Source organism: Plantibacter lichenum (assembly GCF_050587525.1).
Taxonomy (GTDB): Bacteria; Actinomycetota; Actinomycetes; order Actinomycetales; family Microbacteriaceae; genus Plantibacter.
This window is the reverse complement of record NZ_JBOBFT010000004.1, coordinates 1-19,631: the sequence shown is the minus strand read 5'-3', so window position 1 is coordinate 19,631 and position 19,631 is coordinate 1. Positions and strand designations below refer to the sequence as shown.

General features: G+C 67.3%; 19 protein-coding genes. 8 read left to right on the top strand and 11 right to left on the bottom strand.

The window, feature by feature from the left end; all coding sequences use genetic code 11:
- From ACQ3HB_RS06855 to ACQ3HB_RS06825, 7 genes are all read right to left on the bottom strand, one after another.
- A complete protein-coding gene (locus tag ACQ3HB_RS06855; protein WP_430918964.1) occupies window positions 1-537 on the bottom strand; it encodes an FMN-binding protein in 537 nt (178 codons plus the stop codon).
- A complete protein-coding gene (locus ACQ3HB_RS06850) occupies window positions 534-1,955 on the bottom strand; it encodes a ferredoxin reductase family protein (protein ID WP_430918962.1) in 1,422 nt (473 codons plus the stop codon). Before ACQ3HB_RS06850 ends, ACQ3HB_RS06855 begins: the two co-directional genes overlap by 4 nt.
- A gap of 119 nt (window positions 1,956-2,074) precedes the next feature.
- A complete protein-coding gene (locus ACQ3HB_RS06845) occupies window positions 2,075-3,463 on the bottom strand; it encodes a sensor histidine kinase (protein WP_430918961.1) in 1,389 nt (462 codons plus the stop codon).
- The gene (locus ACQ3HB_RS06840; protein ID WP_430918960.1) at window positions 3,460-4,149 is read right to left on the bottom strand and encodes a response regulator transcription factor; all 690 of its coding nucleotides are present in this window, start codon (window positions 4,147-4,149) and stop codon (window positions 3,460-3,462) included. The genes ACQ3HB_RS06845 and ACQ3HB_RS06840 overlap by 4 nt, the downstream gene beginning before the upstream one ends.
- Window position 4,150: 1 nt before the next feature.
- Window positions 4,151-4,372 (bottom strand): hypothetical protein, encoded by a 222-nt coding sequence (locus ACQ3HB_RS06835; protein ID WP_430918959.1) that lies wholly within the window; start codon window positions 4,370-4,372, stop codon window positions 4,151-4,153.
- Window positions 4,373-4,465: 93 nt separating this feature from the next.
- Window positions 4,466-4,819 (bottom strand): VOC family protein, encoded by a 354-nt coding sequence (locus ACQ3HB_RS06830; RefSeq protein ID WP_430918958.1) that lies wholly within the window; start codon window positions 4,817-4,819, stop codon window positions 4,466-4,468.
- A 104-nt stretch (window positions 4,820-4,923) separates the two neighbouring features.
- Window positions 4,924-6,405, bottom strand: a complete 1,482-nt coding sequence (locus ACQ3HB_RS06825; RefSeq protein ID WP_430918956.1) for an MFS transporter — start codon at window positions 6,403-6,405, stop codon at window positions 4,924-4,926.
- Between the two features lie 136 nt (window positions 6,406-6,541).
- Here ACQ3HB_RS06825 and ACQ3HB_RS06820 point away from each other — a divergent pair, with 136 nt between their 5' ends.
- Window positions 6,542-7,204 carry a TetR/AcrR family transcriptional regulator gene (locus ACQ3HB_RS06820; RefSeq protein ID WP_430918955.1) on the top strand — a complete coding sequence of 221 codons (663 nt, stop codon included), beginning with the start codon at window positions 6,542-6,544 and terminating at the stop codon, window positions 7,202-7,204.
- Here ACQ3HB_RS06820 and ACQ3HB_RS06815 read toward each other — a convergent pair.
- From ACQ3HB_RS06815 to pdxR, 3 genes are all read right to left on the bottom strand, one after another.
- The gene (locus ACQ3HB_RS06815; RefSeq protein WP_430918954.1) at window positions 7,111-8,055 is read right to left on the bottom strand and encodes a methyltransferase family protein; all 945 of its coding nucleotides are present in this window, start codon (window positions 8,053-8,055) and stop codon (window positions 7,111-7,113) included. The genes ACQ3HB_RS06820 and ACQ3HB_RS06815 overlap by 94 nt on opposite strands.
- Window positions 8,056-8,129: 74 nt before the next feature.
- Entirely contained in the window at window positions 8,130-8,561 is a 432-nt protein-coding gene (locus ACQ3HB_RS06810) for a DUF6855 family protein (protein WP_430918952.1), read from the bottom strand.
- On the bottom strand, window positions 8,554-10,056 hold the full coding sequence (gene pdxR, locus ACQ3HB_RS06805) for a MocR-like pyridoxine biosynthesis transcription factor PdxR (RefSeq protein ID WP_430918950.1): 1,503 nt from the start codon (window positions 10,054-10,056) through the stop codon (window positions 8,554-8,556). Before pdxR ends, ACQ3HB_RS06810 begins: the two co-directional genes overlap by 8 nt.
- A gap of 136 nt (window positions 10,057-10,192) precedes the next feature.
- On the opposite strand from pdxR, the gene ACQ3HB_RS06800 reads away from it, so the two are divergent.
- From ACQ3HB_RS06800 to ACQ3HB_RS06780, 5 genes are all read left to right on the top strand, one after another.
- A complete protein-coding gene (locus ACQ3HB_RS06800) occupies window positions 10,193-11,443 on the top strand; it encodes an MFS transporter (protein WP_430918948.1) in 1,251 nt (416 codons plus the stop codon).
- A 99-nt stretch (window positions 11,444-11,542) separates the two neighbouring features.
- Window positions 11,543-12,127 (top strand): SDR family oxidoreductase, encoded by a 585-nt coding sequence (locus ACQ3HB_RS06795; protein ID WP_430918946.1) that lies wholly within the window; start codon window positions 11,543-11,545, stop codon window positions 12,125-12,127.
- Window positions 12,128-12,298: 171 nt separating this feature from the next.
- Window positions 12,299-13,186 carry a helix-turn-helix domain-containing protein gene (locus tag ACQ3HB_RS06790; RefSeq protein WP_430918944.1) on the top strand — a complete coding sequence of 296 codons (888 nt, stop codon included), beginning with the start codon at window positions 12,299-12,301 and terminating at the stop codon, window positions 13,184-13,186.
- Window positions 13,187-13,297: 111 nt separating this feature from the next.
- Window positions 13,298-14,248 carry a manganese catalase family protein gene (locus ACQ3HB_RS06785; protein WP_430918942.1) on the top strand — a complete coding sequence of 317 codons (951 nt, stop codon included), beginning with the start codon at window positions 13,298-13,300 and terminating at the stop codon, window positions 14,246-14,248.
- A 321-nt stretch (window positions 14,249-14,569) separates the two neighbouring features.
- Window positions 14,570-15,301 carry a class I SAM-dependent methyltransferase gene (locus ACQ3HB_RS06780; protein ID WP_430918940.1) on the top strand — a complete coding sequence of 244 codons (732 nt, stop codon included), beginning with the start codon at window positions 14,570-14,572 and terminating at the stop codon, window positions 15,299-15,301.
- On the opposite strand, the gene helR is transcribed toward ACQ3HB_RS06780, so the two are convergent.
- Window positions 15,298-17,643, bottom strand: a complete 2,346-nt coding sequence (helR, locus tag ACQ3HB_RS06775) for an RNA polymerase recycling motor ATPase HelR (RefSeq protein WP_430918937.1) — start codon at window positions 17,641-17,643, stop codon at window positions 15,298-15,300. The genes ACQ3HB_RS06780 and helR overlap by 4 nt on opposite strands.
- A gap of 521 nt (window positions 17,644-18,164) precedes the next feature.
- On the opposite strand from helR, the gene ACQ3HB_RS06770 reads away from it, so the two are divergent.
- Entirely contained in the window at window positions 18,165-18,560 is a 396-nt protein-coding gene (locus ACQ3HB_RS06770; protein ID WP_430918936.1) for a RidA family protein, read from the top strand.
- Window positions 18,561-19,061: 501 nt separating this feature from the next.
- Window positions 19,062-19,631 (top strand): hypothetical protein (locus ACQ3HB_RS06765; protein ID WP_430918935.1); only part of this gene is annotated, 570 nt, incomplete at its 3' end.

Below are 19,631 nucleotides of genomic sequence, written 5' to 3'. Positions count from 1 at the left end.
TCACAGTCCTGCCTGGTCGATCGCCGACTGCACGGAGCTCAGGTACCCGTCGGTCGTGTAGGTCGCCCCGCTCACGCCTTGCACCTTCGCTGATTGTGCGGCGATGACCTCCTGTCGCAGGATCGGTGCCGCCCGGTTGGAGATCGAGACGGAACGACCGCCCTGATCGGTGAGATGCACTGCGGTCACATTGCTGATCTTCCCCGCGCTCACCGTGATGCTGACCTGGACGTCGCCGTACTGCGTCGATTCGGAGGCGCCAGTGTAGGTTCCGTCCGCGGTCTTCACCGGCGCGGCCGGCGCCGACGGAGTGCCGGCGGAGGGCGCCGGCGTCGACCCCGTACCGGATGGAGGCGCTGTTGTCGTGGCGCCGGCCGCAGGCGCCGGAGCGGGTGCCGGAGCGGGTGCCGAGCCGGCCGCCGTTCCTGCGGTCGTCCCCGTCGGCGTCGTTGCGACTCCTGCGTTGCCCAGCTCCCATCCACCGATCAGGACGGCGGCTGAGGCCAGGATGCTTACGATCGCTGCTCGTGTTCTCACCAGTCGAACCTCTCTGTGTGGATCTGCCGTCCCGGGATTCCGGCCGCTCGCGCGTCCCTGACGACGAGGTCCGTCCAAGCGGACGGCCCGCAGACGTACAGATCGGACTCATGCAGGTGAGGGAAGACGGATTCGATCGTGACCCCTCGCCCGATGGCGTCGGCCGACATCCAGGTGTCGAGGCCGGCGGGTCGCCTGCCGAGCATCCAGTACAGGGTGCCGCGGTTCCGATGGACGAGCGTTTCCATCTCGTCCCAGAGGTAGGCCTGGGACTGGTCGGTGCCGCGCAGGAGGACAGTCGCCTCGCCCGGTTCGAGCTCGGAATGCTCGAGGAGCGCCCTGGCCGGGGTGATTCCGATGCCTGCCGTGATGATGGCGAGCTTCGGCGCCGTCCGAGCGATCGGGGTGAAGACGCCGTACGGTCCCTCGATCGACACCCTCGTTCCCGGGCGGAGGCGGCTCAGCCGTCCGGTCCCCGCGCCGAGTTCGCGGACGGTGATGCGTGCGTGGCCGTTCCTCGGCACCGCGGAGAAAGAGATGGGGTGCGCGTGCCACCAGGTGCCTCTGCTCCAGAACCGCCAGATCGCGTACTGTCCGCCGATGGCCCCGAGACCCCGCAGATCACGGCCCGTGAAATGGATGGAGAAGACCCCGGGCGCGATGGTCTCGACGGCCTCGACGCGGATGCCGTGCCGGATCGTCCTGATGGCGGGAATCGTGAACCGGAACCATGCGATCGATCCGAACGCCAGCGCGGAGAGTCCGATCCAGTAGATCCGCTGCAGCGTGCCGGTGGCGAGGACCTGGCCGGTGGACAACTGGTGCGGGAGCGCGACGAGGACGGCGACGTAGCTCAGCAGGTGGATGGCCTGCCACACCTCGTAGGGGAAGCGTTTGCGGACGGCGACGACAGAGGTGACGACCACGAGCACGATGAGTACCGTGCCGAGGAGCGCGAGCAGGAGGTCGGTGCCGCTCAGGAGCGAGATCGTCTCGGCGAAGACGTTCGAACCGTCGGTCATCGCGTACCCGATGATGAGCAGGAGTCCGTGACCGAGGATCAGGTACAGGGCCGGCTTCCCCAGTCGGCGGTGCACTGCCATCGCGGCGTCCTGGCCGATTGCGCGATCGATGGCCGGAATCCGTGCAGCGAGCACGAGCATCACGAGGATGAGGTCGGTTCCGACGAGGCCGGCGATGATGCCGCCGGCGGTCACGACCGCACCGGGCGTCTGCAGCTTCGCGGCACCACCGCTCGAGAGGAAGAGGGCGACGGACATGGCGACGGACACCCAGCACAGCACGACGAGGAGATCGGCCGCGCGCATCCGACGTCGGTGCGTTCGTTTCCGGTCTACGGAGATGCGTCCCGTGACCGTGTTCGCGGACCGTGGCCGATCGATGCGCTGGGTGGTCACATCGGCGTCCTCTCGCTCGGGTTCGCCACTCGGCGGGTGCCTGGCGGATCGTGTTCCCTCAGCGTGGTCGTCGATACTCGGCGGGTCCCGAGAAACCGGGCCTCAGTATGTTCGAGGTCTCACATGTTGGTGCCCACTGGCTCTTCGGGCAGCGTGACGCTGACCAGTACCCCGCCGTTCGGCCTGTTGCCGATGGTCGCCTGCCCACCTGCATTGTGGGCGAGCGCTGCGACGAGCGCGAGGCCCAAGCCGCTCCCGCCGCTCCGGACGTCTCGGGCCTCATCCGGCCTGCTGAACCGATCGAACGCGTGCGGCACGAAGTCGTCCGGCATGCCACGGCCGGTGTCGGACACGTCGAGGACGAGCCCGGCTTCATCTTGTCGGAGGGAGAGCCGGATGAGTCCCGTCGACGGGGTGGCCGCGACCGCATTCGCGACGAGGTTGTCGAGGATCCGAGAGAAAGCCGTCGCCGAGAGGGCCACGGACGCCGTCGGGTGCGGGAGCTCGAGATCGAACTCGATCTGTGGCCCCGAGACTCCTGCAACCAAACGTCCACGATCGACCGCCTCCATCACCTCGGACTCGAGCGCGGTCACGGAAGCTGATTGTTCGGCCGGCGACGCGGCGTCGAGTCTGGAGAGTTCGAGCAGGTTCGCGGCGAGGCGCGAGAGGCGGTCGAGTGATCCTTCCGCGGCGCGGATCTCGGTCTCGAGAGCCTCTGCGTCGCCGAAGGACCGGTGCGCGAGTTCGAGCTGGGTCGTCATCGCAGCGATCGGAGTGCGCAGCTCGTGGCTCGCCGCGGAGACCATCTCGCGCTCACGGGCCGCTGTCGCTCGCATTCTGGCGATGAAGTCGTTGAGCGTCTCCGCGAGGGCGGCGAGTTCGTCGTGCGCTGGGCCGACCGGGAGCAGCTGGCCGGTTGCGTCCGTGCTGAGCGTCTCCGCCGTCCGTCGCATGCGAGCGACCGGCCGGAGCGCCGCGGTCGTCAGGAGCCAGGCTGCAACGCCGAACACGCCGATGAGCACGGCAGCGCCGATGAGCAGGGCACCGTCGAGCGCCCGCATCGTCAAGTCGCCGCTCGCCCCGCTTCGCGCCGCCCACACCTCCCAGGCTCCAGCCGAGGTGTTGACTGTCCGAGACACGAGCGTGAAGCGGACGTTCTCGTCTGTGAGCACGGTGGTCACGCCGTCGGGGAGTCCGCTGGGATACCGATGGATGACCTCGCGGATGTCATGAGGCGTGGTGTCGACCGGAATGCTGCCGTCCGGTGCACGCACGAGGACGAGGATGCCTGCAGCAGGCGAGTCCGGCGCCTCGTCTGGATGGGCGTGGAGATCCGCCTCATAGGGCGACAGATCCCCCTCCGCGAGTGTCACTTCGGACTCGTGCACGATCCGCTCGATCTGCTGATGCATCGCTACCGCGGCACCCGAGACGGCGACGAGCGCGACCACGACGCTGCCGAGGGTGATCCGAGCGCGGATCGAGAGGGACCGCAACCAGCTCACCGTTCGTCCTCTTCGACGACGTCGAGTCGATACCCGGCGCCGCGTACGGTCATGATGCGCACTCCCGCTCCTACCAGATCGAGCTTCTTCCGGAGGTAGCTCACATACTGATCGACGATGGTCGGCTCGAACCGGTCAGCAGATCCCCACACCTCGTCCAGGATCTCCGGACGCGAGCGCACCTCGCCGGCATGCGCGCCCAGATCGCGGAGGAGGGAGAACTCCTTCACGCTCAGCGCGAAGGGCTTGCCGTGAACGGTCGCCCGAACGGCGTGGACGTCGAGCCGCACGTGGCCGAGCTGGACGATCGGCTGTGGAGCTCCCGCCCGACGGCGCACCTGGGCGCGGATGCGGGCGCTCAGCTCCCCGAAATGGAAAGGCTTCGTGACGTAGTCGTCGGCTCCCGCGTCCAACCCGAAGATCCGGTCCTCGACAGCGTCTCGAGCCGTGATGACGATGACGGGCAGGAGACTCCCGGATTCACGGATGCGGCGGCACACCTCGAATCCGCTCATCTGCGGCAGCATCACATCGATAACGGCGACGTCGAGCGGTTCGTTCGCGAACGCGATGAGCGCGTCGACCCCGTTGTCGACGAGCGTCACGGTGTATCCGTCCTCGCTGAGGCCTCGACGGATCAGTTCCCCCATGGTCGGATCGTCCTCGACGATGAGCACATGCGTCACGTCACAGCTCGAAGCGTGGGTCGTCGAGACGCGCGCTGCTGTCGATGCTGATACTGATGCTGTGCCCCATGTCGATGCCTGCGCGAGTCATACCTGCATACAAGCACGTCGGCAGCGCCGCGACCAGCGAGACGCACACCTCTTCGTCGGTGCCGTCGCTTCGTCGTCGTCGCAGGCGCAGCAGAACGAACCGGTACAGCGCCCCGATCACGACGACGATCACTCCTCCGCGAGAGCCCCGACCAGCCGAGTGGCATGCGCACGCCGAAGGAGGAGAAGCCGATCGCCCCTCGGCACAGCGGTCGCCCCTGAATGCTCAGGCGGGCGGCTGCCACAGTTCGATCGGCAGTCCTTCCGGATCGTGGACGCGGACGAACGTGCCGTACTCGGTGTCCGTCCACTCGTCTCGTCGTTCGACCGCGATGCCCGCCGATGCAAGACGCTCGGCAAGCTCGGCGATCCCGGTGACGCGCAGGTTCAGCATGAAGGACTGGTCCGCCGCGAAGTACTCGCTGTCGGCGGGGATCGGTGCGAAGACCGTCGTGCCGGCCTCCTGCTGCCAGAGACCGTCCTGACCGGCCTCGACGCCGAGATGCTCCCGGTACCAGCCCGCGCGAGCGACCGGGTCCTTGCTCCGAAAGAAGATGCCGCCGATGCCCGTGACTGCCATGGTGACGCTCCCTGCGCTGAGTGGGTTCCCGATCGTGCCGGTGGCGGACAGCCTAGCGAGCCACTGAACCGGAATCCATCGGGACGGATCGCCCGCCTCGCGCGCTATGCCGGTTCGACGTCGCCGTTCGGTCGGAGGGCGGGAAGTGCGTCGATGGCATCGGTGGCGGGGCGAGGGATGATCACGAACGCGAGGACCGCACCGATGGCGAGGAGCGCCGCTCCTGCAGCGAGGGCGGCGCGGTAGCCGTCGGCCATCGCCGTGACTGCCAGCGCACCGTCAGCTCCGACGGCGCCCTGGCCGGCCGCAGCCGCCGTGACCCGTGTGGCGATGGCGACGAGGACGGCGAGCCCGATCGTTCCGCCCAACTGCCGTGAGCTGTTGAGCACGCCGGACGCGACGCCCGCGTCTCGTTCCGCCACGCCCGACGTCGCTGCGCTCCCGAGGATCACCATGCATCCACCGATGCCGACGGCCGCGAGTGCTGACGGACCGATGACGCCCTGCCAGATGGCGGCCTCGTCCGGCATGAGGGAGAACCAGGCGAGCCCGAGCGCTCCGACGAGGCCGTGGACGAGCAACGTCACGCGCGCTCCGACCACTGCGTTCAGCCGTTGGGCGAGCACGATGCCGACGACAACGAACGCACAGAACGGCAGGAAGAGGAGGCCCGCGATGGCGGGTTCGTAGCCCCACACCTGCTGGATGAAGAGGGAGCAGAAGTAGAACGCCGCGAGTTGACCGGCGGAGAGGAGGAAGCCGAAGACGTTCGCGCCCACGAGACTCCTCATGCGGAAGAGTCGGAGTGGCATGAGCGGATGTGAGGAACGCGCCTCGACGACGATGAACGCCGCGAGGAGCAGCGCGGCTGCCGCAGAGCCGAGAATGCCGCTGAGCATCGCCACGGTCGTCTCGGCTCCGGCTGTGACCGCGAAGACGAGGGCGCCGATGCCCGTCGTGACGAGGACCGCGCCCGCCACATCAAGGCGCCCCCGCTGCGACGATCGCCGCTGTGCCTCGACGCCGAGCGCGGTTGTCACGAGCGCGATTGCGACGATGGGCAGGTTGACGGCGAGGACGGCCCGCCAGCCGAGCGTCTGCGTGAGGATGCCGCTCAGCGCGACACCGACCGCGCCGCCGCTCGCACCGGCAGCGCCCCAGATGGCCAGGGCTCGGCTGCGCATCGGCCCCTCCGCGAATGACGCTGTGACGAGCGCGAGGGACGCTGGAGCGATGAGTGCACCCGCGAGCCCCTGACCGGCTCGTGCCACGACCAGGATTCCCGGTGCCCAGGCGATCGCCCCGAGGACGCTGAACAGGAAGAACCCGGACAGGCCGATGACGAGCGCCCGTCGTCTCCCCCAGAGGTCGCCGAGTCTGCCGCCGAGGAGCATGCAGCCGGCGAACGTCAGGAGGTAGGCGTTCACCACCCAGTGGAGTTCGGCGGGACCGAATCCGAGGTCCGCGGCGATCGCGGGTAGTGCGACGTTCAGGAGCGCGACGTCGAGCGCGACGAGGAATTGGGTGATGAAGACCGTCGCGAGCAGGGCGACGGGTCTGGACAGGGCTGAGGGAGAGGGCGTCACGAGGACCTTTCGATGGTGGTTGCGGTCATGGGCCGGGGCCTGCCGCATGAGTTTCGTACATGTACGAATCGTACGCGTACGAACTCTAGTATCGTGTCCTGCAGACCCGCAACCCGTGAGAGCGAAGGCGAGACCCATGGCCGAACGACAGAAGATCGACCGTCCGACGATCATCGAGGCGGCTCGGCGGCTCCTGGAGTCCGACGGCGCAGACGCGCTGAGCATGAGACGGCTCGCGAACGAGCTCGACTCGAAGCCCATGACGCTCTACCACTACGTTCCGAGCAAGTCGGAGCTGCTCTCCCTCGTCCTGGCCGACGTCGCGGCATCGATCGAGTGGTCCGTGCCCACGGGCGTGCCGCGCGAGCGGATGATCGACATCGCGATGGACATGGCGGATCGCCTCGCCGAGATCCCCTGGATCCTGCCCATCCTGCGCACTGCGACCCACATCGGTCTTCCAGCGCTCGCGCTCACGGACCGGTTCCTGTCCGCCGCTCTGGAGGCCGGGTCGAGCAGACTGGAGGCGGTGTCGCTGTGGCGTTCGGTCTGGTGGCTCGTCTCCTCGGAGCTGCTCTTCCAAGCGAGCGCCCCCATTCGCGATGCCGGAGACGGCCTCTGGCACGAACGACTGACGAGCGACGAGCTGCCCGAAGTGCCGACGGTGCGCGAGCTGTTCGACGACTGGGCTGCGCTCTCGTCCGCCTATGACCTCCGTGCGGCCGTCGAAGCGCAGGTCGACGGCGTGCTCGCCGGCCGAAGTGATCTCGGCACCCAGCAGCGGACCTCTGCCCGATAGCGACGGAACTCGGCCCCGAACCGCGCTTCGAGATCGGCCTCTTCGAGGGGGCGGATCGCGACGTTCCAGACGATCGACCCGATGATCGCGTACACGACGACGAGCCAGGAGGAGAGCAGCAGTCCCACGGCGACGCCCTGCGCGATCCCGGCGACGGCCATCGGATTGCGCACGAAACGGTACGGACCGGCGATCACCAGGCGGTTCGCCGTCGCGGAGGGCAGCGGGGTTCCGCCGCCTCGCGTCGACATCGCGAGCGCCGACCACAGTCCGACGACGCTCGCGAGGATGAACAGGGTGAGCCCAGCCCACGTCGAGACGACTCCCGGCAGGCTGATCGCGACTCCCCATCGGTGTTCGAAGAACGTGATCGCGAGCGGGATCACCCCGAGGAACAGTCCCCAGAAGAGCAGGATCTGCGCTGCCGTCCGGCCGATGTGCGCCGCCGTCGAGGCATGTGCGTCAGCGGTGCGGAAGGCGAAGGGACCCGACGCGATCCAGCTCGTCTGGACGCGGCCGAACAGCATGAGACTCACCGCAACGGAGGAGCCGGCTGCCGCTGCCGCCATGATCAGGACACCCCAGCCCGCTGCTCCTGAGAGCGTCGCGTACGCAGCGAGCGCGACGGCGACGAGCATCGTCCAGGCCGTTGCGAGGACCGCAGCGCCCCGGAGCCCGAACGCGGCGAGTGCCGAGGCCACGACGAACAAGGGGATGTCGAGGATCGCCACGACGACGGGATCAAGGCCTCCGAGCGTGAGTACACGGACGAACGGCACCGTGAAGACGCCCAACCACCAGGCTGCGCCAGCCACCGCCTGCACGGCGAAGTAGATCCGTCCCCAGGGCATGAACGCACCCTAACAGCAGCGCTGGGAGTGCGACCGAATCGGGCTCGGTCCGGTTGCGGGATCGGTCGAGGCGATCAGGCCGCGGGAGCCGGAACGGCAGCTGCGACGGCCCGCACCCGGTTGTTCCGCGGGTTGTGCTCGAGCTCGACGAGGCCGAGGTGCTCGAGCAGTGGTGGCAGGTAGACGCCGAACCGGCCACGGTATCCCTTCCGCAGTCCGTACCAGCCGCCGACGGGGTTCGCTTCGTCGCGACCCCACGACTCGACGGATCCCTCCGGTGCCGCGTTGTTCTCGTCGGCGCCGCCGAGCGGGACCCAGTCCCCCTGTTCGAGCAACCAGGCGTGCAGATCCGGGACCGCCCGCACCTGATACGTGAGCTTGGTGGAGCCGACCTGGCAGACCAGGACGTCCCCATCTCGATGCATCGTGTACGCCGAAGAGCCCGGTGCCGTCTGGAGCGCGATCGGTGCGTCGGCGTCGCCGATCGCGGCAATGATGTCAGCCATGGTGCGAGCGTACTCGTGCGTTCGCCACCACGCTGCAGAGAGTTCCGACGGCTCGGTCCCAAGCACTGTCCGGAATTGCGGAGAAGTTGACGACGAGGGCGTCGTGAGCGCTGACGTCAGGGTCGAGTCCTTCGTGGCGGAACTCCCCCATCGCACTCACGACCAGGCCGTGCGCGGCCGCATCTTCGACGACGAGCCGCTCCGTGCCGTCCGGGAGCTGGAGCACGGCTTGCAGTCCGGCCGCCATGCCGGTCACGCGGATGTTCGGCGCAGCATCTGCGAGTGCGTCGATGAGGTGCTCGCGGCGCTTGCGATACGCCTGACGTCGGGAACGGACATGACGATCGAATGCGCCAGAACGGATGAACTCGGCGAGCGTGAGCTGATCGAGGACGCTCACGACCTCGACCGCGCCCTTGGCCGCGGCGACCCCGGTCATGAGGTGCTCCGGGACGACCATCCATGCGACGCGGAGTGCTGGAGCGATCGACTTGCTCGCCGTCCCGAAGTAGACGACGCGATCGGCATCGAGTCCTTGCAGAGCGCCCACGGGTCTGCGGTCGTACCGGAACTCCCCGTCGTAATCGTCCTCGAGGATGAGTCCGCCAGATGCGCGTGCCCAATCGAGAGCCGCCGCACGTCGTTCGGGCGACAATGCGAATCCGGTCGGGAACTGGTGCGCAGGGGTGAGGAGGGCGGCATCGACGTCGAGATCTGGCAACAGATCGGTCCGAGCGCCTTCCGCGTCGAGCGCCACGGGAGGGAGAGCGAGTCCGGCGTCCCGCAGGACGTTCCGGTACAGACCGAGCCCATACGCCTCCACACCGACGGCGGTTGCTCCTCGTTCTGCGAGTGCCCGCGCGATCAAGCCGAGGCCGTGATGGAAGCCACCGGTGATGACGATGCGAGACGGATCCGCACGGACGCCTCGGACCCTCCCCAGATACTCCGCGAGGGCGCCCCGCAGCTCGGGGCTGCCGAGCGGATCGTTGTACCCGAACGCGCTGTACGGTGCGGCCGCGAGCGCTCGACGTGCGGCAGCCAGCCACTCGAGTCGAGGGAACGCGGCGAAGTCCGTTGCGCCCGGCACGAGCGCGCCCGTTGCGCGTGTGGAGCGAGTCTCGGGCGGGACGGTGACGGTGCCAGGCCTCCCCAGATCGGCGACCCGGGTTCCGGAGCCCTGCTGTGCGATGAGCCACCCCTCTGCCACGAGCTCGGTGTAGCACTCGGTCACCGTGCTGCGTGCGATGCCGAGATCGACGGCGAGGGTGCGCGACGCTGGCATCCGCGTGCCCGGAGCGAGGCGTCCGGATCGAACGGCCTCGCGGAGCGCATCGGTCAGACCTGCACGAAGCCGAGGCCCGGTGCGTTCGAGGTGCAGGTCGACGCCGGTGCCACGGATCGGGATGCCCCGCTCCGGACCGGAAGGCGTTGCGGCAGTCGCGGCCGGCTCTGCAGATCCCGACGCTCCTGAAGTGGTCCGAGGATTCTCCATGGAAGTGGACCATACTCCCAAACCACTCTGTCCGTACAGTCGGAACTGTCAGCCCGTCAGGGACTGACTGTGATCGACCGGTCGGCCATCAGGTGCGCTGCGTCGGGTCTCATCCCTCCCAGCTTCAGGAGTTCCCGTGCGTTCGAATCTCTCGCCCGTCCTCGGCGGCGCCGCCCCGCGAGTGCCGGGTGGTCGGAAGACGCCGCGGCGGACCCTGCGTGCTGGATGGGCGTTGGCGGGCACTGCTCTCGCTTTCGCGAGTCTCTACCTCGGCGCCGGAGCACTCACGCCACTCCTCGTCGTGTACCGGCAGGAATGGGACTTCCCTCCGTCGATGCTCACACTCGCGTTCGCCGCCTACGCCCTCGGCTTCCTGGTCGCAGCGCTCACCCTCGGTTCCCTCTCCGATCACATCGGTCGTCGACCCGTCCTCATCGCTGCGCTCGTCGTGCAGCTCGGTTCGAACGTCGTCTTCCTCGTGGCGCCGGACGTCGGCTGGGTCCTCGTCGGTCGTATTGTTCAGGGCGTCGCGAGCGGCGCAGCCACCGCAGCGTTCACGGCGGCGATGGTGGAGCTCGCGCCGCCAGATCGGAAACGTCTGGCAGCCATTCTCGGCAGCGTGAGCCTGACCGGCGGCCTTGCGATCGGCTCACTACTTGCCGGACTCGCCATTCAGCTCACACCGGCGGCGAGCACGATCGTCTTCGTGACCCTCATCCTGCTCACCGTCGTCGGTGGTCTGGTGGTGTTCGCCTCACCCGAGACCGTGGACCGGACACCTGGTGCCATCCGCTCGATGATCCCGAACGTCGCGATCCCCATCGCCGCCGGGAAGGAGTTCGCGGCGGTCGCGCCTGTCGTCGCCGCGGTGTGGATGCTCGCCGGGCTCTCCGGCGGGATCGCTCCGAGCCTCGTGCACAGTGTGTTCCACCTGGACAGCGGCCTCCTGAACGGCGTCGCAGGCTTCATCGCCCCTGCGGTCTCGGCTGCCATCGGCCTGTCGTTCGCTCGCGTCGATTCCCGACGAGCCATGACCATCGGAATCACTGCAGCCCTCATCGGTGCTGCGGGGATCATCGCCGGTGTCCTCCTCGGGAGCATCGTGGTCATGATCGTCGGTCAAGCGGTCGCCGGTGTCGCGTTCGGTGCTTCATTCACGGCTGCCCTCCGACTGCTCGTTCCGCTCGCCGGACCCAACCAGCGGGCCGGTGTCGTCGCTGCCGTCTACGTCGTGTCGTACACCGCTTTCGGCCTTCCGATCATCATCGAGGGCCGGCTCGTCGGCGCCATCGGAGTCGTGCCGGCCGTCGTCGGCTACACCGGTCTCACGATGCTGCTCGTGCTCGTGAGTCTCATCGCTCGTGCTCGACTGCGACGCTCCTCGTGATGCACCTGGACTCCAGTCGCCCTCGCCCCCTGAGAGCCCATCCCCTCTGAGACCTCACCCTTCCACCCCCTGAACCCCACACAGAAAGCAGGTACTCCCATGTCCAGAATCTTCCTCGCAGGAGCAACCGGCGTCATCGGCCAGCGACTGATCCCCCTGCTCGTCGAAGCCGGCCATGTCGTCGGAGCGATGACGAGGTCCACCGCCAAGGTCGATCAGCTCACCGAGGCGGGTGCGGAAGCGATCGTCGTCGATGTGTACGATCGTGACGCTCTGATCGCGGCGGTCACCGCATTCGCGCCGGACGTCGTCGTGAATGAGCTCACGGACCTCCCGGACGACGTCGCGAAGATCCCGGAGTTCGCAGGCAGCAACGCTCGCATCCGCACCGAGGGCAACCGGAACATCATCGATGCGGCTCGCGCGAGCGGTTCGCCGAGGATCCTCACGCAGACGGTCGCCTGGCAACTGAGTCCGGGGCCGGATGCCGATGCGGTCGCTGAACTCGAACGGACCGTCCTCGCCGAGGGCGGTGTGGTCCTCAGCTACGGGCAGTTCTACGGGCCCGGAACGTACAACGTCGACCAGATCCCCGCCGAGCCGCGAATCCAGATCGATCGCGCTGCGGAACGCACAGTCGAGCTCCTCGGCGCGCCCAGCGGTGTCGTCACGATCACCGACTGACGACTGACGCCTGACACCCCGTTCTGACCCGGTCGTCGTCTCGCTCTCCGGTCCGGTTCCCGAAGGAGCCGGACCGGAAGGAGCCGGGCCGGAAGGCTGAAGAGGACCGCAGGGATCCTGGGGGTGACAGGACCCTGGATGGTCCGCCGCCGCCAGGCTTATGGTGGACGCATGAGCGACACACCGAGCCGGCTCGGCGACTATCTCCGCGCTCGCCGCGAACTCGTCACCCCCGTGGACGTCGGCATTCCTGTGCTCGGCGTGCGGCGTGTGCCAGGCCTTCGTCGGGAAGAGGTCGCCATGCTCGCCGGCATCAGTGCCGACTACTACCTCCGGCTGGAACAGGGACGAGATCGCAATCCGTCCGTCCAAGTGCTGGAATCGATCGCTCGTGTCCTCCAGCTCGACGATGACACGACGACCTATCTCCTCGGGCTCGCCGTAGAGAAGCCCCGGCGCACGAAACGAGCGCGCAAGGAGACCGTTCCAGCCGGCATCGCGCAGCTCATCGCTGCACTCCCGCTGCCTGCGTTCGCGGAAGGCCGATACCTGGACGTGCTCGCCGCGAACCCGCTCGCCGCCGCGTTGTCGCCTCGGCTCATCGTCGGAGGGAACCGCCTCCGAGACGTCTTCCTCGACCCCGAGGAGCGCGCCTTGTTCCCGGACTGGGAGCGTGCGACCGAGGGGCTCATCGCGGGATTCCGCCAGTCCGTCGGAACCGACACCGATGATCCGCGCTTCGTCGAACTCGTCGGAGAGCTGTCCATCGCGAGCCCGCGCTTCCGCCAGTTGTGGGCCAGACACGATGTCGCAACCCGACGTGGCGCGACGATGCGCTTCGCCCACCCCGTCGTCGGTGAGCTGCACCTGCACCGGGAGAAGCTCGTCGTCGGCGGGAATGAGAACATCGTGCTCGCGGTGTATCACGCGGATCCGGGCTCGATCGACGCAGAGAAGCTCGCGATCCTCTCCTCGCTGACTGCTCCTCCGACAGTGCCGACCGCCGTTCGCGACCGACGACTCTACGCCACACCGCCCTCGGACGACAGCGATAGGTGAATTCGATTCGGGGGCGCACCGTTGGGGGACGACGCCCGCTGTCCGGCGGGTACTCGTCCATCGTCAGCGCAGCCGATCCCGGTGGCGCCGACCCCGTCGGAAGGCCCATCCATGTATTTCCACGTGCAACGGTTCATCAACGACATCGCCGAAGACGAGCCGGATCCTGCCGCGGCGGGTGCCTTGCAGGAAGGCCTCGGCGGCCAGTTCGGTGAGATGCGCACGATGATGCAGTACCTGTTCCAAGCGATGAACTTCCGTGGCGCTGCAGGGAAGCCGTACCGTGACCTGATCCAGGGCATCGGTACGGAGGAGATCAGTCACGTTGAACTCATCGGTACGACGATCTCGAGATTGTTGGACGGCTCTCCGGCCTACCAGGGGAAGAAATCGGACCCGGTCGACAAGCCGGGCGCGGCGGGAGCGACTCCGTTGTCGATCGCCCTGTCCGACGTCAACACGCATCACTACCTCGTCGCGGCCCAAGGTGCGATGCCGGTGGATGCGACCGGCAACCCGTGGAACGGCAGTTGGGTGTACAACTCCGGGAACCTCGTCCTCGACCTCCTGTACAACCTCATGCTCGAGTCGACCGGTCGCCTGCAGAAGTGTCGCCTCTACGAGATGAGTGCGAACAAGACCGCTCGGTCGACCATCGCCTATCTGATCGTGCGCGACCAGGCGCATGAGAACGCGTACGCGAAAGCGCTCGAGACGCTCGGCGTCAGTTGGAAGACGGCTCTGCCCATTCCGAAGACGAACGCGGAACGGTTCCCCGAGGTCAAGGCGTTGCTCGACCAGGGGCTGCAGAGCAAGCAGTACTCGTTCGACCTCGCCGGTCAATCCGAAGCGGGACGGATCTTCCAGGGAATGTCGCCGTCGAACGATGGAACGCGGCTCGATGCCACCGAGCAGGCCCCGGAGGGCGTTCCGTCGACGATCGCGCGTGAGCGGTTCGAGGAGTTCTCCCCCGGACTCGACAAGGATCTGCTCGCGCTCATCCAGGCGACGGCCGAGATGGAGCTCGCCGACATCGACGCGACCTTCGGTCCGTTGAAGTGAGCAGTCGGGATGGAGTGCTCCGGCCTGACTCGACCGTGTCAGCCGCATCCGCCGCACATGACTGCGTTCCCGTCCGGAGGCGAAGCGTCAGCTTGCACCTGGCGCTTCACCCCGAACAGGAACGTGCCCTCAGACTACGGCGAGGCGTCAGTTTCGCGCGTCGGCCAAAGTGCGGACCGACGGCGCGGAGCCCGAGTCGGTTGCACGGCGCCGTTCGCCTCGATCGCAGCCGCCTCCCGCGATTCGGACGTTGCCAGTTCGGCAAACGAATTCGTCCAGGCGTGGTTGCAGGTCGATCATGGGCGGAGGAGGTCACCCACCATGACACAGCACCAGCATTCCAACCCTGATCACGGCGCAGCCGGGCACTCGTCTGATTCCGCCGATGCACCGACCGATGCACCGACCGAGGACGTCTTCGACCGAAGCTATTGGGAAGACCGGTATGCGGCGCCTGGCCTCACCTGGAGCGGCAATCCGAATCCCGTGCTCGTCGAGGAGGCTTCCGCTCTTCCTCCTGGCCGTGCTCTCGATATCGGCAGCGGTGAAGGCGGCGATGCGATCTGGCTCGCCGAGGCGGGCTGGCGCGTCACGGGAGTCGACATCTCCTCCAATGCCCTCGACAAGGCCCGCGCTCGGGCTGAGGCCGTCGCATCGTCCTCTGCCGATCGCATCGCGTGGGAACAGTATGACCTCACCGAATGGGCGCCCGTCCCTCGTTCGTTCGAGCTCGTCTCGTCTCAGTTCATGCACCTGGCCGATCCTGCGCGCACGAGCCTGTTCCGTGCGCTTGCAGCTGCAGTGGCTCCTGGCGGCACGCTCCTGATCGTCGGTCACGACGTCTCCGAAGTCGACGAGCGTCATCGTGGTCACCTCGCGGAACTGATGTTCACCGTGGACGACGTCCTCGCGGCGATCGCCGACGAGGGACTGCGGATCGAGGTTGCGGAGTCGCGGGAACGAGCCGTTTCGACCGATGGGCCGTCGCACGCGATGAGTGACGTTGTGGTCCGAGCATCGCGACCCCACGACCGTGACCTCGAGGCGCCCTAGCTGAGGATGACGAGCCGCTGCGTCGCTCGGGTCATCGCGACGTAGCGGTCCACGGCGGCCTCGATGGTCGGGCTCAGGCCGTTACTGCGGTCGGCGTCATCGTGCCCGTCGGCGTCGATGAGCACAACCAGGTCGAACTCGAGTCCCTTCGACAGTTCCGGTGTGAGGAAGCTGATCCTGGTCGTGTCATCGAGGCGCCCATGGATGCCGTTCCCATCCGTCTGACCTGCCTGATCCGTCTGACCGGTCCTACCCGCAGCGGTTCGCAGGTCGATCACACACGCGACACCGTCGCTGTTCGTCGCGAGCCACTCCTCCAGTACCGTCTCGAGTTCCGACCGTGCACCGTGGCGCACGGGTATGCCGCTCGTGCGAACGGATGTCGGTACGTTCGCATCGGGGATCACGGTGCGGATCACCGGTTCGGCCTCTCGCATCACCTCCTCGGGGGTGCGATAGTTGATGCTCAGGCTCGCGACATCCCCTCGGGACAGTCCGATCCGTTCGAGTCGGGCCTGCCAGGACTCCGTGAACCCGTGTCGCGCCTGCGCTCGATCGCCCACGATCGTGAAGCTTCGCGACGGACACCGCCTGAGGAGCATCCCCCAGTCCGCATCGGTCAGTTCCTGCGCTTCGTCGACGACGATGTGCGCGAACGGGCCGGCCAGGAGATCAGGATCCCGTCCAGGCAGTTCCGCTTCATCGACGAGACTGCGCTGTGCATCCTCGACGCGCAGCATCGTCACGAGTCCTTCTCCGTCGTCATCTGCGGCAATGAGATCGTCGACGACCCGGGACATGCTCTCCTGTCGAGCCGCGACGGCGGCTTCGCGTCGACGTGCGTCCTTCACCGCTGCTGGATCGCCGATGCGTTGACGTGCGGCATCGAGGAACGGGAGATCGGACACGGTCCAGCGTCGTCCGTCGTCGCGTTGCACCGCTGCGATATCCGGTCGACCCATCATCGGGGCGCACGCTCGCAGGTACTCGGGCACGGTCCACAGGTCGCCGACGACGCCCACCGGATCGAGGAGTGGCCACGCGCGAGTGAACGCCGTGCGGAGTTCATCGTTCTGCAGCAGTGCTCGACGGAGCAGATGCGGCGGAACATCCTCGTCGTGCCGGTCGGCGATGATTGCGAGCAGTTCCTCCCACACCTGTTCGCGTGCTTCGTTGTGTGCCGTCCCCGGTTCGATCGAAGAGAACGCTTCCGCCCAGTCCGTGGCGTCGAGTTGGACATCCGCCCACTCCGTCGACACAGTGAGCACACGTGTGGGTGGCTGCTCGTGGAACGCGACGGCTCGCTCGATCACCCGCTCGACGTCCATCATGGCTTTCACAGCGGACACGGTGGCATCCGGTTCGACGATGGCTCCGCGGCCCTCCGGGACGAGATCGCGAAGCGTGACCAGCTGCACCCCCTCCTCACCCAGGCTGGGGAGGACATCGGCGACGTAGGAGAGGTAGCCGGCGCTCGGGCCGACGAACAGGACTCCGCCTCGACTGCGGGCGAGGCGCGGTTCCGAGTAGATCAGGTACGCGGATCGGTGCAGGGCGACGACCGTCTTGCCCGTTCCCGGTCCCCCGTCGACGACGAGGGCACCCCGTGATCCTGCCCGGATGATGGCGTCCTGGTCCGCTTGGATCGTGCTCAGGACGTCTCGCATCCGTGACGAACGGCTCCTGCCGAGGCTCGCGATGAACGCGGATTGGTCGTCGAGTGCGACACCGTATTCGAGGCTGGGGGCTCCGCTGTCACTGCCCCTGTCACCGCCGCTGTGCCTCCCACTGTGCTCACGGCTCTGTGATCGGCTGTATTCGAGGGCCTGTTCGAGCCCTTCGGGTGTGAAGACCTCGTCCCAGTAGTCGCTCACTCGTCCGCGAGTCCAGCGGTACCGACGTCGACTCCTCAGTCCCATCGGATTACCGTGGGTCGCTCCGAAGAACGGCTCAGCGGCTGGCGATCGCCAATCGAGGAGCAATCGTCGTCCTGTTTCGTCGGTGAGGCCGAGACGTCCGATGTAGACGGGTTGCGCCTCATCGGTGTGTTCGATGGGGCGCTCGCCGACCATTCGTCCGAGGCACAGGTCCAGACCGTACCGACCGAAAGCCCGGAGGCGGCCCGAGAGCCTCCTCACCTCGATGTCGCGGTCCATTGCTTCCTGTCCGATGCCGCCGGGCGCTCGGAGCTCGGTTTCGAGGCGGCGTTCGAGGTCCTTGATGGTGGTGTCGATGCTCGTTGTGATGGCAGCGAAGTGCTCCTCATCCGCGGCGATCAGCCGTGGATCGCGCTTCGCCGCGAGTCGGTCGGGGAGGTTGAATGCGTGTGTGTCCAAGGTCATGTCAGCGGCTCCACTCCGGTCGAGCTCTGTGAACCGCCCGTTCGCAGTTCGCCGGCTCGACTCCGGCGGACAATTCTGCGGCACGACCGGGGTCTTGCGGCAAGCCCCCACCTGCCGTATACATTGAAAGTGGAGGCGCTCGTCTGTAGCCTTCCACTCTTGGCTCTCGCGTGATGATCGCGTACCTCCACGCCCGCCGAATTGCGACCTGGCACTCACGCTTCGAGCGGGATCCACCGGAGGGCTGAGCTCTGGATACGGCCTCCGTGAGATAGCGCTCGCCGAATCGTCCTCGCGGCGTTAGGGTCGATCGCAGCACTGAAACTTTGTGCTGCCGCACCGGCGCCCAGTTCCGCACGCCGCGCCGCGGCTGCGTTCGAGGTCGTGCATCCGGAATCCGAGGGAGGACCCGTACATGAGCACTGCAGGCAGAATCGAGCGAGCGTCATCGGGGCCGTTGTCGGTCCGGTCCGAAACCCGCGTGCGACGAGCTGAGCAGCTGACGAGCTGAGGAGACGACGATGCCCACGAAGCTCACGGCGGTCGATCCATCGCACCTGCAATACAGTCCGGCATTCGCTCAAGGGATGATTCTTCCGGCGGGTCGCACGCTCTACGTCGGTGGTCAGAACGGGACTGATGCAGATGGGATGCTGGCGGACGGTCTCGGACCACAGACCGAACAGGCGCTCCGCAATGTCCTCGCCGTGCTCGCCGAAGCAGGAACTGGTCCGGAGTACGTTGCGAAGCTGACGATCTATCTGGCGACGGGAGTCGACCCGAACGCAGCCTATGCAGCGAGTCAAGCGATCTGGGGCGATCATCGAACCGCCGTCAGTGTGCTCAGCGTCACGCTTGGGCGCCCTGGCGCACTCGTCGAAGTGGAGGCTGTCGCTCACATTCCCGCTGAGGAGTAGTCAGGGATGAGAAGTCGGGGCTGAGTAGTCGGCGCTGAGTGGCGGTCGCGTATGGCTGGCCGGTGACACCCTAGGCGCGGAACGATCAGGTCGATCCGGAGAGTCGGACCCGTTCGGTGTCGGCGGCTCCCGTTTGGGGTTGGTCGACTCCGGTCCTCAACCCGGGACCGTGGTCCGGCGTGTGTTCGTGGTCCACCGGCTCAGACGAGCGTGCACCCTGGTTGATATCCCGTCCTGGAACGACTGCGCAACTCCCCGCTGTGGCCCGCGATGCCCTGAGTCCGTCGTGGGGTCCACCTCGTGCATCCCGCCCTCGGGTCCTTGAGCTTGTCGAAGAGCAACCCCTCCCGCGCGCCGCACCCTGGTCCCTGAGCCTGTCGAAGGGCAACACCCGACGGATCAGGTCGCCTCATCTCGGCGACACTTGTTGGGAAAACATCCCAGATCAGCGTCATATTCGAAACCTGTATCAGTGTCGGTGGTCGATGCGATGATCTTCCCATGACCCTCACCGCCCCACCTACCGCGACCGGCTCGGCCGAGCCCGGCGCTCTGGCCGCGGTGGACGGTGCCCTCTCTCGGTTGCACGCGGTGTGGGACGGCGCCCGGCCCGCCCTCGGACATTCGGCTGCTGGTGCTGGTGCGGCTGCTGGTGCTGCGATTGCGGGATCGAGTGGTCTTGTTGCGGTGGAGCTTGAGTCCATGGACGACCCGGGGTTGCTCCGGGTCGGTGAGGAGCTCGGTGCGCTCCAGCACGCGCTCGATGCCGCCCAGGCGGCGTGGGCGGGCACGGTCGCTGCGCGTTCCGGGAAGGAGCGTGGCGGTGACGGTCTCGCGAAAGCGCAAGGGTATTCGTCTCCGGTGGCGTTGCTTGCGGACCGGTGGCGGATCGCCCCGGCCCGTGCTGCCGTCCTGGTGGACGTCGGGTCCGCGGTGGTGCCGAAACGCACGTTCCTCGGTGAGGTGCAGGAGTGCGAGTTCCCAGGCATTGCCGAGGCCATCCGGCCGGCGGCACCCTCGGCGGACACCGCCGTCTCGCAGGGTCCCGCCGTGGGTGCCGCCCCGGTGGCC